This window comes from Acinetobacter bereziniae (assembly GCF_016576965.1).
Lineage (GTDB): Bacteria > Pseudomonadota > Gammaproteobacteria > Pseudomonadales > Moraxellaceae > Acinetobacter > Acinetobacter bereziniae.
Map to the genome: position 1 here is coordinate 885,379 of NZ_CP066119.1, position 16,084 is coordinate 901,462.

Sequence of the window (16,084 nt, forward strand, 5' to 3'; positions counted from 1 at the left end):
CTGTCAGGCTACTTTTTTATTTAAGAAGTGAATTCCAATGAATAAAATTAATGTGGTGGGCACCTCTGCTGTTGGTAAAACAACTTTTTCAAAAAAGCTTGCTGATAAATTACAACTTCATTATATCGAACTAGACGATTTGTTTTGGTTAGATGATTGGGAGGAAACTTCAGACCATGCTTTTTTCTTAAAAATTCAACAGGCAATTGAATCGGCAAAGCATGGTTTTGTAATCGATGGAAATTATACGCGAACAACACATGTTAAATGGCAGACCATTGATACTGTTATATGGTTAGATTTTCCTTTTCATATCAATCTTTACCAATCTATAAAACGTGCCATATCTCGGGCAGTTTTTAACAAGAAGTTATGGCAACATTCGAATAATCGGGAAAGTTTTGGCAAAATGTTCAGTGCTGACTCAATTATTGGGTGGATGATCAAAACTCATCAAAAAAATCGCCAGCAATATATTACAATGATGAATGATCCTCAATATTCACATATTCAGTTTATACATCTGAAATCTCGAAAAGATTGCGATCAATTTTTACGCTCGCTCTAAGTCCTTTATGCTTGGCTAAATTTTATTAATTATCCTAACGGGCTTGATGATGAATGATTTTAAATAATTTTTGTGATTTTTTGATTTGGAAATGTTCTGTATTTTTTATTGAGATGCATCAAATACCATAACTGCTGGTTATTAAAGCGATATATTGGAACAGACGTTGGATGAGTGATTTATAGCGATTATGATGATTGCGTGATATCAGTTAAAAATAGAAGTGAAAGACAGACAGGAAAATAAAATGAGTGATTCTCAGTTATTAACAACTTTACAAGAACATATAAAGCGTGGACAAAAATATAGTTATTTGTGTTTTTGGGGGCATCGTCAAAAGACCCCAGAAAAGATAGACAAGAGCTGTTTAAGCCAATGGTATCCTGCAAAATTTGAAATTGATGGTGTGGATTATCAAAATACCGAACAATACATGATGGCGCAGAAAGCTAAACTATTTAAAGATGAAAATATTTTTCAGCAAATTCTTCATACTGATGATCCAAAGAAAATAAAAGCATTAGGTCGTCAGGTCAAAAATTATCAATATGAAATTTGGATTGCGCATCGTTACGAGATTGTGGTTCAAGGAAATCTGGCAAAGTTTTCCCAAAATAACCATCTCCAACAATTTTTGTTGAGTACCTCTGAGCAAATCATTGTTGAGGCTTCACCTGTAGATCAGATTTGGGGGATTGGACTAGCTGCTGATCATGCAGATGCGATGAACCCACTGAAATGGAAAGGTTTAAATTTATTAGGGTTCGCATTGATGGATGTGAGAAAGCAACTTTAGGGTTACTTTCTCATGAGTACAGATTTTATCTGGATATTAAGCCTTATAGTCCAAAATAATAAGTAGCCAGACAGATAAGAATAGTCACGATAATTAAAGCAAAAACGCCTGTCTTTGCTGGTTTGTGCTCATGCTGTGTATGGGATGGATGAGAACTAAACGATTGGCGTTTGTCTGTCTTTATATCCTCAATATTGTCAAATGGAGATGCAATAGCTTTCGGGGTTAAACGCGCAGATTGATAGTGATTGGCAACTTTGACAATAAATTTTGCTTTTAAATCCTCAATCTTCTGCAAGAAGTGACGCAAATTCATTTGTTGTTCTGGGCTCAGACTTTGTTCACTCTCATCATAGGGGGGTTTTATTTTTGCCGAAATAAATTCTTCGAGCGCATCGAAACGATACAGGGTTTCATTGGCATAATCTGCTTGATCATCGCTAGGAATAAGGGCAAGTTTAAGACTACTATTATCCGAGATATATTCACTACTATTTAAGCCATAATAAGGTAAGTCTTTGTTGATTGGTTCAGGAAAACCTTTGGCATATTGGCTATCAAATAATTCATTGTCTGTATAAACCTGAATATCATCCCAATTTGGGGTCACAAGATCTTGTTCAATACGCTTAATGAGTTTCGCATTAAGATCATAACGCCAAAATATTTCTGTTCGAATATTTGGACGTTGTTGTTCTGGTGCCTCATAGTCATTGTCAGCGCTATACCATTCCGGTAATTCTTTACCAAAAATCCAAGCAGTTTTCTTTTGAGATTCGTGACTGACAATAAAATGAGGAATCGCCAATAACTCAACATTGGCATTGGGGTTCTGCTCATCATTCAAAAGACTTGAGCTATGTAAACTGATGCGATTTACCCCTTGCTTTTTTAGACCTTCAAGCCAAATTTGAAAGTGTTGTGCTAGAAGATGTTGGGTGGTTAAATCTCGAAAGCCAAAAGCGTGGTGATTAAAAATGGCATGATTGACCCAACGAGAAAAACTAATTTCTTGGGTCAGATATTGATTGCCATAAGTGACGAGTGCAAGTTGACGTTTCCAGATTTGATCAAGTGCCATTTTTTATAGATCTCAGCGACATTGGATTTATTTTATACCGTTTATAAATCAGAGTTCTAGCGTTTCAACAGTATTCGCACAGGGAAATATACAAATTATCGAGAATTAGTTGTGACTAATCGTATTTTTCGTCAGGAGGAAACTTCATCCAACTGCATAAAAACTGTTAGAATATGCAGTTATATTATTTTTCTAAAATATTGCTTTGAGAGTTACTATGTCACTGGAAGCCCTGACCACTGAAGCGCTCGCTGCGATTGCAGCAGCTCAAGACCTTGCAACACTCGATCAAGTACGAGTGCAATTTACAGGGAAAAAAAGCCAGCTTGCGGAACAATCTAAGGCACTGGGTAAAATGGACCCTGAAGAACGTAAAGTTCAGGGTGCAGCAATTCATGCTGTGCGTGAAGCCATCTCTACAGCATTGACTGAGCGCCAAGATGAATTACAAAAAGCAGCGCTAGAACAAAAGCTTGCAAGTGAAACCATTGATATTACCTTGCCTGGTCGTGGACAGGTTGTAGGCAGTATTCATCCTGTTACTCAAGTTCAGGAACGTATTTGCCAATTCTTTACCAAAGCTGGCTTTACTGTTGCAACAGGTCCAGAAGTTGAAGATGACTATCACAACTTTGAAGCACTCAATATTCCAGGGCACCATCCTGCACGTGCAATGCATGATACTTTTTATTTTGATGCCAATCATTTGTTGCGTACGCATACTTCAGGTGTGCAAGTCCGTACTATGGAAAACAATCAACCTCCGATTCGTATTGTATGTCCTGGTCGTGTTTATCGTTGTGACTCTGACCAAACGCATTCACCTATGTTTCATCAAATCGAAGGTCTGTACGTTGCTGAAAACACCAGTTTTGCTGAATTAAAAGGCTTGTTGATTAACTTGTTGAACGAGTTTTTTGAAAAAGACTTAAAAGTTCGTTTCCGTCCTTCATATTTCCCGTTCACTGAGCCAAGTGCGGAAGTGGATATTATGGATGAGCGTGGTCGCTGGTTAGAAGTTTTGGGGTGTGGAATGGTACATCCTAATGTATTGCAAGCCGCGGGTATTGATCCTGAAAAATATAAAGGTTTTGCTTTTGGTTTGGGGGTAGAGCGTTTTGCAATGTTACGTTATGGCATTAACGATTTGCGTATGTTCTATCAAAACGATGTGCGTTTTTTACGCCAATTTGCTTAACAAATTTATACCTCTCCCTAACCTCTTCTAAACAAAGAGGGAATGTCCTAGACAAAAGACGAAGGGTTCTCCCAATTTTCAAAGGGAGTTAGAGAGGAATTCATAAATATTGAATATAGGTTTTAGAAATGAAAATTAGCGAAAATTGGCTTCGCACATGGGTTAACCCAGCAATTGATAGTGATACTTTATCTGACCAACTCACGATGTTGGGACTTGAAGTTGATGAGCTTGTACCAGCCGCTAAACACTTTACTGGTGTTGTGGTGGGGGAAGTTTTAACGGTCATTCAACATCCTGATGCAGATCGTTTACGTGTAACCACTGTAAACATTGGTTCAGGAGAACCTCTACAAATCGTATGTGGTGCACCGAATGTACGTGTTGGCATGAAAGCACCGGTTGCGACAATTGGTGCAGTACTTCCTGGTGATTTTAAAATCAAGAAAGGTAAGCTACGTGGCGTTGAATCACAAGGGATGCTATGTGGTGCTTCGGAAATTGATCTTGAAGATAAAATTGATGGGCTTTTAGAGCTTCCTGATGATGCACCGGTTGGTGTAAACATCCGCGAATATTTAAATCTGGATGACCATGTCATTGATATCAGTATTACCCCGAACCGTGGAGACTGTTTTAGTATTCGTGGTGTAGCACGTGAAATTGGTGTAATTAATCAACTTCCAGTGACAGCGCCTGAAATTACAGAAGTGGCTGCAACCATTGCAGATCAAAAACAAGTCCATGTCAGCACTGATGGATGTCCACGTTATTTAGGTCGTGTTATAAAAAATGTAAATACCAAAGCAGCTACCCCTGAATGGATGGAGCAGGCTTTGGCTCGTTCAGGGATTCGTCAACACAGTATTTTGGTGGATATTACCAACTATGTATTGATGGAACTAGGACAGCCTTTACATGCTTTTGATGGTGGTCAAGTTCAAGGTTCAGTCCATGTACGCCAAGCAACAGCAAATGAAAAACTTGTTTTATTAAATGAGCAAGAAATTGAATTGACTGAAGATGTTATGGTCATTGCTGATGATGCTAAAGCGCTCGCTATTGCAGGGATTATGGGGGGATTATCTTCTTCTGTAACAGATGCAACGACAGAGATCTTTCTTGAGTCTGCGTTCTTTGCACCATTGCATATTGCAGGTCGTGCGCGCCGTTATGGCTTACATACTGATGCTTCTCAACGCTATGAACGTGGTGTGGATTTTGAATTGCCAATGATCGCGATGCATCGAGCATCACAATTGATTCAGAGTTTGGCGGGTGGAGAATTTGGTCCAATCACTGTGGCTGAACGTACCGCGCTTTTACCTAAACGTGAAGCCATTGAGTTAACTCAAGCACAAGTTGATCAATTACTTGGTTATTCTGTTGAATCAGCATTTATTACTGATGCACTTCAACGTTTAGGTTGTGTTGTAACAGTCAAAGCTGAGGGCGAGTGGACTGTTGTACCGCCATCACATCGCTATGATATGGCAATTTATCAAGACTTAATTGAAGAAGTTGCGCGTATTCATGGTTATGACAATATCCAAATTAGTTTGCCTGTGATTGATGTCAAACTTGCTAAACATCAAGATCAGTTTGAATTGCCACAATTACGTCAAACACTGGTGACTTTGGGCTATCAAGAAGCAATCAGTTTTAGCTTTGCTGATTTAAAGCTTGAGAAGCAATTAAATTCTCAAGTTAATCCATTGGCATTGGCAAATCCAATTTCAAGTGATTTGGCTGTAATGCGTTCTACTTTGCTTTCAAGCTTAATTCCTTGTGTTCAATACAATATTAACCGCCAACAAAGCCGTGTGCGTTTCTTTGAGTTAGGTTTACGTTTTGATTATCAAAATGCTCAAACTATTGATGACTTAAATCAGATTCCAACTTTGGCAATGATTGCGGTGGGCTCAAAACATGCTGAATCATGGCATGGCAAAGCTCAAGCAATGGATTTCTTTGACTTCAAAGGAGAGGTTGAAGAAGTTTTAGCTGCTGGACGGGTTCAAGTTGAATATGTGCGTTCTGAGCGTGAATGGTTACATCCAGGTCAGTCAACAGAGATTTTAATAGATGGAAAATCGGTTGGTTATTTGGGACGTTTACATCCATCTTTAGAAAATGCACTGGATTTGAGCACGACTTGGGTTGCCGAACTTGATCAATCGGCTGTTTTGCAAACTTATGTATCTAATTTTACAGAATTATCACGATTTCCGTCGGTTAGACGTGATATTGCGCTTGTAATTAGTGATAAGATTAATGTCAGTGAAATTCAGCAACTTATTGAAAAAACCGGTGGGGAGCTTTTAGACTCTACATGGTTATTCGATGTGTATACAGGGCAAGGTGTTGAGCAAGGTAAGCGCTCTTTGGCATTTGCATTGTTATGGCAACATCCATCACGTACACTTGAAGATGCTGAAATTAAATCCGGTATGGATCATATCATTCAAGTGTTAGAAAGCACTTACCAAGCGACATTGAGGGCCTCATGACAGCATTAACAAAAGCAGAAATGGCTGATCATTTAAGTGAGCTTACGAGTTTAAACCGTCGTGAAGCAAAACAAATGGTCGAGTTGTTCTTTGACGAAATTAGCCAAGCATTAATTGCAGGCGAACAAGTTAAACTTTCAGGTTTTGGTAATTTTGAACTACGTGACAAACGTCAACGTCCAGGTCGAAACCCAAAAACTGGCGAAGAAATTCCAATTTCGGCACGTCGAGTTGTTACGTTCCGCGCAGGACAGAAGTTTAGACAACGTGTAGGCACAGAACAAGAAGGTTAATCAACCCACTTGATTTTGTAAAAACCCCAAGCCATTTTGCTTGGGGTTTTTTATTATTTACGCATACGAGAGCTTAAAAATAAATTAAACTATAGGGTCTGTTGACATTTGATAAATAGCTTGCGTTGTAGGTTAAAATTGAGCAGGCATGAGGAGTATACTCCGCAAGGAAACGAAGAGAATAGTGAGTCTATTTTCAAGTTTCATAACGTAGGCTGAGATAATTTTAGCCACAACCCTTCGGGACTAGTGTGTTTTTTGTCGCTTCTTCGTTCCGAACTACTTATTTAGAATGACTAAATTTCGTATTTCGCGCCTAGAATCGCCTAAAAAACACACATAGTCGCAAGTATAGATGAATTGTCAACAGACCCTAGCTAATCTGTATGAAAAACCATACAGTAAATATAATTTTTAGATCAATAAAATCAATGTGATCAATATATTGTTTGATGATATAAAGCTTTCACTGCCAGGCTTTAGTGCTAAAGTTTAAATCGTTTTCCGTAAGCGAAGACGCTCATTACTTAACCCGTTTCTTGTTTAACTGCATTCTTGCGCAAACAAAGCAGTATTTTGGTTTTTGCTCATATATCTTTAGCCAACATATGGCGTCTATGTGGCTTCACGATGGAAAGACGGTCTATGATTTAAAAGTATGATCCTAGCCAAAATAAATGAATTGGCAGATCTTTTAATCCTTTGTATCAAATGATAAAGCTCATTGACTATAAATGATTGTCAAATTATTGGTATGAATAGTCTGAAACTTTGATTATAAAAATAATGTTCGTTTTTTTAATGATTAAAAGTGAGATATAGGATTCATTACTTGAGTGTATTTCAATATAACATCTTGACAGTATGGAATCGAAGCGGGGCGTTCTAAATTGGCTGAATATATTTATTCGATAAATCAGGGCTGTCTTTCGAATCAATTCGCAGATTTGAGGATAATCATTGATTTGAAAGCAAAAAAAAGAGAACCAAAGGTTCTCTTTTTTTGATAATAATCTAAGCGATTATTATTGAGCAGCTGAAGCAGCAGCTGAAGCGTCAGCAGCAGCAGCAGTAGCGTCAGAAGCAGCAGCAGTAGCGTCTGCAGCAGCAGTAGCAGCAGCGTCAGTTGCAGAAGCAGCAGCAGCGTCAACAGCAGCAGTAGCTTCAGAAGCAGCTTCTACAGCTTGAGAAGCAGCAGCGTTTGCATCAGCAGCAGCTTCTTCAGTTTTTTTAGCACAACCAACGAAAGCTAAAGTAGTAGCAACTGCAGCAGCAATAGCGATTTTTTTGAATAACATGGCATCACTCTCATAAAATTAATTGAGACAAAAAACCCAAGTTAGCCTGTTTTTTGCTTTTTGCATGAGCAGTCTAACTGGTATGCGAATATGCTATCACTGCGCATTTTGAATTGCTACTGTCTAGATGAAAAAAACTGACCAAATTGATGAAAAAATGATGCTTTTTTAACAGTTAATTACAATTAATTCGCACTTTTAGATTGGATTATTGATAATTAAGTTATTAAAAAATATAAAAAATATGCGAGAATGATTTTTATATTCAATTATTTGCAAAATGCTGTTACGCCAAAAATCAGCAATTGTATATTTATGTAAATTCTGTCAACCAAAAAAAAGGTCACTATATCAGTGACCTTTTTTGACTTTTCATACCAATCAGTTGGCAGCTTTACGCTTCATTTGATCGAAGAAATCATCATTGGTTTTGGTTTCTTTCATACGATCTAAAAGGAATTCCATCGCCGCTAACTCATCCATTGGGTGGAGAAGCTTACGTAAAATCCAAACTTTGCGTAGGTTTTCTTCACTCATGAGGCGTTCTTCACGACGAGTACCTGATTTCTTGATATTCATGGCAGGGAAGACACGTTTTTCAGCAATACGACGATCCAAGGTAATCTCTTGGTTACCCGTACCTTTGAATTCTTCGTAGATCACTTCATCCATTTTACTGCCTGTTTCAATCAATGCAGTTGAAATGATTGTCAGTGAACCGCCTTCTTCAATGTTACGTGCAGCACCAAAGAAACGTTTCGGGCGTTCAAGTGCATGTGCATCTACACCACCGGTCAATACTTTGCCTGATGACGGTACAACAGTGTTGTAAGCACGTGCTAAACGCGTGATTGAATCTAGCAGAATCACCACATCTTTCTTATGTTCAACAAGACGTTTGGCTTTTTCAATCACCATTTCGGCAACTTGTACATGGCGTGCTGGAGATTCATCAAATGTTGATGCAACAACCTCGCCACGAACAGTACGTTCCATTTCAGTCACTTCCTCTGGGCGTTCATCAATCAAGAGAACGATAAGGAAACATTCAGGGTTATTACGGACAATGGATTGAGCAATGTTCTGTAACAACATTGTTTTACCCGCTTTAGGCGGCGCAACAATAATTGAACGTTGACCTTTACCAATAGGAGCAACCAAGTCAACAACACGTGCTGTTAAATCTTCCGTTGAACCATTTCCTAGTTCCATTACCAATTGCTCAGTTGGAAACAATGGGGTTAGGTTTTCGAATAAGATTTTATTACGTGAATTTTCAGGTGTGTCATAGTTAATTTGATTAACTTTTAATAATGCAAAGTAACGTTCACCTTCTTTGGGTGGGCGAATCGTTCCCGTAATCGTATCACCTGTGCGTAGGTTAAAACGACGGATTTGTGATGGGCTAACATAAATGTCATCAGGACCTGCAAGATAAGAACCTGCAGCCGAGCGTAGAAAGCCGAAACCATCAGACAAAATTTCAAGAACACCATCACCAAAGATTTCTTCACCATTCATTGCATGGCGCTTTAGGATGGCAAAAATGATGTCTTGCTTACGGTTACGAGCCATTCCTTCAAGGCCCATAAACTCAGCAATTTTAATGAGTTCGCCAATCGGTTTTTTCTTGAGTTCAGTTAAATTCATAAATGGTCAGATTGAATAAGGATGTGTGGAACACAGATAAAGAGAAAAGAAGCAAAAGTCGCCAACAGTGCAATAGGTGAGTTGATGTTGTATAGACACAAAAACAAACTCAGAGTCTATGTAGTTCTTTCGAGGAGAAATATGTAAAACAATTTCTGTTGCCGAACGGCGATCTTATGTGTTGTCCTTTAAGAAACAGGCAGAGAATCCTTATGTTCCTTGAGCATGAAATATAAGTGAGATCAACAAGTTTGTCAAATTATAGTCGAAAAAAAATACGCCAGAAAATCAAGCGTATTTTTTATTTTTGCAGATTTATACAAATAATCTATAAATTCAGCAAATTAAATATTTTCTTCGATGAAAGCAGTCAGTTTAGATTTCGGCACTGCACCGATTTGTTGAGCAACCACTTCACCATTTTTAAACATCAATAATGCTGGAATGTTACGGATATTATAGTTAACTGCAGTTGCTTCGCATGCAGTCACATCCACTTTAACAATCTTTACTTTGCCTTCAAATTCTGAAGAAAGTACTTCAAGAACAGGTGCAATCGCTTTACATGGTGCACACCAACCTGCCCAGAAATCTACAATTACAGGAATATCTGATTCAAGAACGTCTGCTGCGAAGTTGTCATCAGTTGTGTTTACGATATTGCCAGACATGGATTTTGCTCCAAAAATATTTTAAAGATGAATCAATCTATGAAGCTAAGTATTACATAGACATCTTTAACAATGTAGGGAAATGTTTAAATTTTCATTCTTATTTGTGAGAATGTCCAATTGATGCTCACGATATTTACAATCGGTTCCTTAGAAAACTCAATCTAATTGTCACATAATTGTCATATATGCTGAAAAAATAATGACTCATCAAATTGTCTAAATAAATGGCTTTTAAAAAGCGTGCATGTGAATTAATCTAAGCAACAATTCAGTATGAGTTTGTATAAATAATGTCTGATTTTTTGATTGATGAAGAATTACTTGCTGCCATCGATATGGGGTCGAATAGCTTCCATTTAGCAATTGCTCGAGTGGATCATGGTGAAGTTAAAAAAGTTGCTTCGATGTCAGAAAAAGTTCAGCTTGCTGCTGGATTGGACGAGAATAAAAACTTAACTGAAGCAGCGCAACAACGTGGTTTAGCCTGTTTGGCACGTTTTGTAGGTAGATTGAGTTCAGTGCAACCGAATCGTTTACGGATTGTTGCGACGAACGCTTTGCGTCAAGCAAAAAATGGGCATGAATTCATTCAAAAAGCAGCTGAAATTCTACCTAAACCGATTGAAATCATTGCAGGACGAGAGGAAGCACGTTTAATTTATTTAGGTGTTTCTCATACCATGGTCAATAGTGGGCGCCGTCTGGTGATTGATATTGGTGGCGGTTCTACAGAATTAATTATTGGTGAAGAATTTGAGCCAATTCATACTGAATCTTTACAAATGGGATGTGTGGCATTCACAAAAGCCTATTTCCCTGAAGGTGATATCAACAGTAAAGCTTTTGAAAAAGCAGTTGTTGCTGCACGTAAAGAACTATCTTCTATTGCCAATACATATAAGGCAGCTGGATGGGACACTGTGGTGGGTTCGAGTGGAACAATCAAAGCGTGTCGTCAAATTGCTGTCAATATGGGATGGAGTGATGAACAAGAGAATTTAACTCGAGAAGGTTTAGAAAAATTAAAAGACAAACTTTTAAAATTTAAACATATCTCCGATATGGAGTTTGATGGATTAAAAGAAGATCGTCGTGCTGTTTTACCTGCGGGTATTGCGATTCTCTATGCTGTTTTTGAAGTACTGAATATCGATAAGCTGGTTTACTCTGATGGTGCATTACGAGAAGGCGTCATGTATGACTTGCTTGGGCGTTTTCAACATGAAGATATTCGAGACCGTAGTGTGCAAGCGATGGTGGGGCGTTATGGTGCAGATGCCAAACAAGCTGAACGTGTGGTTGAAACAGCACAACATCTCTTTAATGGTGTAGCAAATACCTTACATTTAAATAGTGATGATAGTGATCTATTGCGTCGCGCAGCTTATTTACATGAAATTGGTTTGGCAATCAGTCATAGTGGTTATCAAAAACACAGTGCTTATCTCTTACAGCATTCCGACATTCCTGGTTTCTCACAAATTGATCAGAATCATTTGTCACATTTGGTCGCTCACCATCGTCGTAAATTACGTACCGATGCCAAACTTGATGTGCTAAAAGTAGGTGGAAACAAGCTGCTACACCTATGTTTGCTCCTCCGTCTCGCTGTTTTACTCAATCACAGTCGCAGTGATGAGATGCTTCCTGCCATTGAATTGACAGTGGATAATGCGCAACAATGGCAACTCAGCGTTTCTGGCGATGCCAAGCAATGGCCTTTACTGGTTGCAGATTTGCATGATGAGCAAGTGCAATTTAAGCATTGGGACATTGAATTGAATATTCAGTCGGAACAGTTTATCGATTAACTAAAGGTCTTGTGTTGATTGAATGAATTGTATAAACCATTCAATAGCACTTGATCCTGAACTTCCGATGTGTGAGGCATCGGTGAATTAGGGATAATACTCGACTTATGAAAAATAAAGCTGCTCAATCTAAAGCTTGGAAAACGGTTCAAATTGCACGTCATCCTGAACGCCCGCAATTTTTGGATTATGTAGGCGAAATTTTTACTGAATTCGATACCTTACATGGCGATCGTCTTTATGGTGATGATGGTGCAATGGTTGGTGGATTGGCGCGTTTTAATGGTCAGCCTGTCATGGTCGTTGGTCAGCATCGTGGTCGTAGTACCCGTGAAAAATTACAGCATAACTTTGGGATGTGTAATCCTGAAGGCTATCGTAAGTCACAGCGTTTGCTGGATATGGCAGAACGTTTTAATCTTCCAGTATTCACATTTATTGATACGATGGGGGCTTACCCAGGCATTGGTGCTGAAGAACGTGGTCAAGCAGAAGCGATTGCAACCAGTCTTGCTCAACTTTCAAGCTTAAAAGTTCCTGTTATTGCAACAGTTTTAGGTGAAGGCGGTTCTGGTGGGGCTTTGGGAATCGGTGTGGCAGATCGTGTGGTTATGCTTTCTCATAGTATTTATTCAGTGATTTCACCAGAAGGCTGCGCTTCTATTTTATGGAAAACAGCGGACAAAGCGGAACAAGCCAGTGAGGCACTTGCACTTACAGCAGACAAACTCAAAGAGTTAGGTGTGGTTGAATATGTTGTCGATGAAGGCGAGGGAGCACATTTGCAACCATTTGAGGTTATGGAAAAACTCAAAGATGTGTTAAAACAAGCGCTTGATGAATTACAGCCTATGACTGCGGAAGATCGATGCGAAGCACGTTATCAACGTTTAATGAAGTTTGGCAGCGACAATTTAGGTCTCGCTTCTTAAAACAACACGCTCAATTTGCTGAAAATACGCACTTCCTCATCGGATGCAGTGGTGGCATGGATTCCATGTTATTGCTGCATTTGATGGTGCAGTTTTTCCCTCATCACGTTCGTGCAATATACGTCAATCATCAGCTACAAACAGCCAGTGATGAATGGGCTGATTTTGTTGCTCAACAATGTACCATCTTACAGATTCCTTATATTATTCAAAATGTTCAAGTTGCAGAAGGCAATCTTGAAAATCAAGCGCGTCAAGCCCGTTACGATGCTTACCTTCAACATATAAAAACCGACGAAGTATTGGTACTCGCCCATCATCAACAAGATCAAGCTGAAACCCTGATTTTACGCCTATTGTCTGGTGCAGGTGTTGCCGGATTATCTGCGATGAAATCAAAAGATCAGCGCGAACAATTGACCATTTGGCGACCCTTGTTGGATATCTCACGTGAGCAGATTTGCCAATGGGTGCAACAGTTACAGATTGCCTATGTCAATGATCCGACTAATCTAGATACCCAGTATGATCGTGCGTGGTGTAGACATGAACTTTGGCATATTTTGCAAAGCCGTTACCCCAAAATGCAACAAGCATTGGCGCGCACCAGTTATTTGATGCAAGATGCCAATGAAATTCTCAATGAAGTGCTACAACAAGATCTTAGTTTCTGTGGAAATGAAGAAAAGCTTGATTTAATAAAACTCAAGCAATTGTCATTGGCAAGACAGCGCCAACTTCTATCTACATGGATGAAGGGGCAGGACACCTATCGACCTGCTTTTGAAATGGTGCAGCGCCTACAGGATGAAGTGATTGACTCTAAAACAGATTCACAAGCAGCATTACATTGGAATCATTTCTATTACTTGCGTTACCAAAATCATTTATATCGCGTTGAACAGCAACACTATTTAGCAGCTCAATCGAAACAGCAAGTTCCCGAGCAAACATATCAATTTCAACTTCATCAGCAACTACAATTCACATCTGGTGTATTTCAAATTGAACGCTCTAAAATAGGTCTGTCTTTTGCATTATTTAATCAGAAGCTGACATTGAAACCACGTTTAGGTGGTGAAAAAATTCATCTTTATGGCAGAATAGGTACTTGGCCTTTAAAAAAGGCGATTCAAGAAGCACATATTTTTCCTTGGATGCGTCATACAATTCAAATATTAAGTGTAGATAATGTTATGCTTGGGGTGTTTACACCAAATGGTTTTTGGTTGGCACAGTCTGAATACTGTGAAATCGGTGGTTGGCAACCAAATTTAATCTCTAAGATAAAAACTAAGGTCGAGTGTGATTCATGAGTGCAGCTTTAAATTGTAATATTACTTTCATTGGTGGTGGGAATATGGCTCAAGCCCTAATTGGTGGCTTATTGAGTCGTGGCTTACCTGCTACACGTATTACAGTTTCTGATCCCTTTGAAAAAATTCGACTGTTGTTACAAGAAAAAGATGTCCATGTCACTGAAGACAATATTGAAGCGATTAAACAAGCAGATATTGTTGTATTTGCAGTAAAACCTCAAGTTTTAGGGAGCGTGCTTAAGCCCTTGAAAGGTTTACTTGATGATAAATTGCTGATCTCTATTGTTGCAGGTGCTGAAATTAAAACGATTTCAGATTTGACGGGCAGTGAGCGAATTGTCCGTGTAATGCCGAATACTCCTGCATTGGTTCAAACTGGTGCACATGGTATCTATGCCAATCCAGAAGTAAGTGCAAAAGACCGTGAATTGACCACGCAGGTTCTTGCGGCAACTGGTTTAACCCTTTGGGTAAATTCAGAAGCACAGATTGATGCTGTAACCGCAGTTTCTGGTTCAGGTCCTGCATATTTCTTCTATATGATGGAAAGTATGATACGTGCTGGTAAAAATATGGGGTTGGATGAAAAGGTGGCAACAGCATTGACTTTGCAAACCGCATTGGGCGCAGCACAAATGGCAATTACCAGTTCAAGCGCTCCATCTGATTTACGTAAAAATGTAACTTCCCCTAATGGGACAACTCAAGCGGCTTTAGAAGTATTTGATCGCGCTCAAATCTCTCAAAATATTCAAACAGCTTTGGCTGCTGCGCAAAAGCGTAGTCAGGAATTGGCTCAAGAATTAAGTGACAGTATTAAATAATTTTTGATTTTAGGAACGTTCAAGTATGGGTGCAAATTCTGCGCAAATTTTTGGCATTATTATTAACGTAGCGATTTTGCTCGTATTCTTTCGTTTTTTAATGCAATTGGCGATGGTCAGTCCATACAACCCTGTGGTGATGTCGACAGTCAAAGCAACCAAGATTGTAGATCTATTTAGCCGAATTTTTCCGACGATGGCGAAAGGGCGTGTCAATACTGCTGCTTTGGTTTTAGTGGTGGTGTTATATCTACTCAAAATCTTTGGCATGATGTATTTGCAAGGTGCAATGCCAAATAGTCCTGTACACCTCATTATTCTCACTTTTGTGACCATGATTCAGGACTTGATTCGCTTTTGTCGTTATTTAATTTTTGCGACGATTATTTTGAGTTGGGTGGTGATGTTTACTCAATCAAGATCGCCTTATATTGAAGTGATTCAAGAGTTGGCTGAGCCATTATTGGCGCCGTTCCGCCGAATTATGCCAAATATGGGGATGATTGATCTTTCTCCTATTTTGGCTATCTTGGCATTGATCATTGCTGAAAAAGTCATGGAATATGCTGCAATTGCGCTACTAACTGGTCTTTAATAGGCAATATGTTTTTAGCGTCAAATAAATTGATGATCTTTTATTTAAAACCGAGTTGTATAACCAACTCGGTTTTTTTATAGGTTATGGATGTCTTTTTTAATCGTGAATTCAATCTAAATCTATCGAAAAACTTATATTTTAAAATCAATGTGATGAATGCATTTTTGAATGAGCTAATGCTTTCATTGCCAAACCTTACATCTAAAGTCTAAATCGTTTTGTGTAGGTGATGCTTCACTTTGCTTAACTAATTTTTATTTAGTCGCTTTCTTGCGCTGCAAACAAAGCAGTGCTTTGTTTTTGCTTATATCCTCCCGCTCAACATGGTGACATTCAGGTCGCCTCGCGATAGCAAGACCATCTGTAAATCAAAAATAAAAAAACTGTTTCAACAAAACTTTTTTAAAAATTCATATAAAAAGCATAAAGTTGATTAAGTATACATGCTTGAAATTAAAACCTTTGTATGAACAATTGGGCAATTTAGCTATATTTTTTAAGGTTTTATATTCTATCGTATTCAGTGTTCTCA

The 16,084-nt window shown here is 38.7% G+C and carries 14 protein-coding genes; 10 read left to right on the forward strand and 4 right to left on the reverse strand.

What is annotated here, in order from left to right; all coding sequences use genetic code 11:
- Nucleotides 1-37: 37 nt before the first annotated feature.
- On the forward strand, nt 38-568 hold the full coding sequence (locus I9192_RS04135; protein ID WP_200150132.1) for a P-loop NTPase family protein: 531 nt from the start codon (nt 38-40) through the stop codon (nt 566-568).
- A 247-nt stretch (nt 569-815) separates the two neighbouring features.
- On the forward strand, nt 816-1,364 hold the full coding sequence (locus I9192_RS04140; protein WP_005030903.1) for an NADAR family protein: 549 nt from the start codon (nt 816-818) through the stop codon (nt 1,362-1,364).
- Nucleotides 1,365-1,407: 43 nt separating this feature from the next.
- Here the strand turns inward: I9192_RS04140 and I9192_RS04145 are convergent, their stop codons facing one another.
- Nucleotides 1,408-2,445: a hypothetical protein gene (locus I9192_RS04145; protein WP_200150133.1), complete on the reverse strand. Its 1,038-nt coding sequence runs from the start codon at nt 2,443-2,445 to the stop codon at nt 1,408-1,410.
- Between the two features lie 217 nt (nt 2,446-2,662).
- Here I9192_RS04145 and pheS point away from each other — a divergent pair, with 217 nt between their 5' ends.
- From pheS to I9192_RS04160, 3 genes are all read left to right on the forward strand, one after another.
- Entirely contained in the window at nt 2,663-3,643 is a 981-nt protein-coding gene (pheS, locus tag I9192_RS04150) for a phenylalanine--tRNA ligase subunit alpha (RefSeq protein WP_004827876.1), read from the forward strand.
- 128 nt (nt 3,644-3,771) lie between these two features.
- Nucleotides 3,772-6,153 carry a phenylalanine--tRNA ligase subunit beta gene (gene pheT, locus I9192_RS04155; RefSeq protein WP_005030899.1) on the forward strand — a complete coding sequence of 794 codons (2,382 nt, stop codon included), beginning with the start codon at nt 3,772-3,774 and terminating at the stop codon, nt 6,151-6,153.
- Nucleotides 6,150-6,446 (forward strand): integration host factor subunit alpha, encoded by a 297-nt coding sequence (locus I9192_RS04160; protein WP_004827881.1) that lies wholly within the window; start codon nt 6,150-6,152, stop codon nt 6,444-6,446. The genes pheT and I9192_RS04160 overlap by 4 nt, the downstream gene beginning before the upstream one ends.
- Nucleotides 6,447-7,471: 1,025 nt before the next feature.
- On the opposite strand, the gene I9192_RS04165 is transcribed toward I9192_RS04160, so the two are convergent.
- The 3 genes from I9192_RS04165 to trxA form a co-directional block, all read right to left on the reverse strand.
- Nucleotides 7,472-7,744, reverse strand: a complete 273-nt coding sequence (locus tag I9192_RS04165; protein ID WP_005030898.1) for a hypothetical protein — start codon at nt 7,742-7,744, stop codon at nt 7,472-7,474.
- Nucleotides 7,745-8,125: 381 nt separating this feature from the next.
- Nucleotides 8,126-9,394 (reverse strand): transcription termination factor Rho, encoded by a 1,269-nt coding sequence (rho, locus tag I9192_RS04170; protein WP_004827884.1) that lies wholly within the window; start codon nt 9,392-9,394, stop codon nt 8,126-8,128.
- A gap of 344 nt (nt 9,395-9,738) precedes the next feature.
- Nucleotides 9,739-10,065 (reverse strand): thioredoxin, encoded by a 327-nt coding sequence (gene trxA / locus I9192_RS04175; protein ID WP_005030897.1) that lies wholly within the window; start codon nt 10,063-10,065, stop codon nt 9,739-9,741.
- Nucleotides 10,066-10,358: 293 nt separating this feature from the next.
- On the opposite strand from trxA, the gene ppx reads away from it, so the two are divergent.
- The 5 genes from ppx (at nt 10,359) to I9192_RS04200 (ending at nt 15,549) form a co-directional block, all read left to right on the forward strand.
- Entirely contained in the window at nt 10,359-11,879 is a 1,521-nt protein-coding gene (ppx, locus tag I9192_RS04180) for an exopolyphosphatase (RefSeq protein WP_005030896.1), read from the forward strand.
- Nucleotides 11,880-11,986: 107 nt separating this feature from the next.
- Entirely contained in the window at nt 11,987-12,811 is an 825-nt protein-coding gene (locus tag I9192_RS04185; RefSeq protein WP_004827891.1) for an acetyl-CoA carboxylase carboxyltransferase subunit alpha, read from the forward strand.
- On the forward strand, nt 12,748-14,127 hold the full coding sequence (gene tilS / locus I9192_RS04190; RefSeq protein WP_080740828.1) for a tRNA lysidine(34) synthetase TilS: 1,380 nt from the start codon (nt 12,748-12,750) through the stop codon (nt 14,125-14,127). Before I9192_RS04185 ends, tilS begins: the two co-directional genes overlap by 64 nt.
- A complete protein-coding gene (gene proC, locus I9192_RS04195) occupies nt 14,124-14,954 on the forward strand; it encodes a pyrroline-5-carboxylate reductase (RefSeq protein WP_005030894.1) in 831 nt (276 codons plus the stop codon). Before tilS ends, proC begins: the two co-directional genes overlap by 4 nt.
- Nucleotides 14,955-14,979: 25 nt before the next feature.
- Nucleotides 14,980-15,549, forward strand: coding sequence for a YggT family protein (locus tag I9192_RS04200; protein ID WP_004827896.1), 570 nt, complete (start codon nt 14,980-14,982; stop codon nt 15,547-15,549).
- Nucleotides 15,550-16,084: the final 535 nt, after the last annotated feature.

Excerpts from the sequence above, each read along its gene's own strand:
- I9192_RS04135 (WP_200150132.1), top strand. The coding sequence starts at position 38 with ATGAATAAAATTAATGTGGTGGGCACCTCTGCTGTTGGTAAAACAACT.
- I9192_RS04140 (WP_005030903.1), top strand. The coding sequence starts at position 816 with ATGAGTGATTCTCAGTTATTAACAACTTTACAAGAACATATAAAGCGT.
- I9192_RS04145 (WP_200150133.1), bottom strand. The coding sequence starts at position 2,445 with ATGGCACTTGATCAAATCTGGAAACGTCAACTTGCACTCGTCACTTAT.
- pheS (WP_004827876.1), top strand. The coding sequence starts at position 2,663 with ATGTCACTGGAAGCCCTGACCACTGAAGCGCTCGCTGCGATTGCAGCA.
- pheT (WP_005030899.1), top strand. The coding sequence starts at position 3,772 with ATGAAAATTAGCGAAAATTGGCTTCGCACATGGGTTAACCCAGCAATT.
- I9192_RS04160 (WP_004827881.1), top strand. The coding sequence starts at position 6,150 with ATGACAGCATTAACAAAAGCAGAAATGGCTGATCATTTAAGTGAGCTT.
- I9192_RS04165 (WP_005030898.1), bottom strand. The coding sequence starts at position 7,744 with ATGTTATTCAAAAAAATCGCTATTGCTGCTGCAGTTGCTACTACTTTA.
- rho (WP_004827884.1), bottom strand. The coding sequence starts at position 9,394 with ATGAATTTAACTGAACTCAAGAAAAAACCGATTGGCGAACTCATTAAA.
- trxA (WP_005030897.1), bottom strand. The coding sequence starts at position 10,065 with ATGTCTGGCAATATCGTAAACACAACTGATGACAACTTCGCAGCAGAC.
- ppx (WP_005030896.1), top strand. The coding sequence starts at position 10,359 with ATGTCTGATTTTTTGATTGATGAAGAATTACTTGCTGCCATCGATATG.
- I9192_RS04185 (WP_004827891.1), top strand. The coding sequence starts at position 11,987 with ATGAAAAATAAAGCTGCTCAATCTAAAGCTTGGAAAACGGTTCAAATT.
- tilS (WP_080740828.1), top strand. The coding sequence starts at position 12,748 with ATGCGAAGCACGTTATCAACGTTTAATGAAGTTTGGCAGCGACAATTT.
- proC (WP_005030894.1), top strand. The coding sequence starts at position 14,124 with ATGAGTGCAGCTTTAAATTGTAATATTACTTTCATTGGTGGTGGGAAT.
- I9192_RS04200 (WP_004827896.1), top strand. The coding sequence starts at position 14,980 with ATGGGTGCAAATTCTGCGCAAATTTTTGGCATTATTATTAACGTAGCG.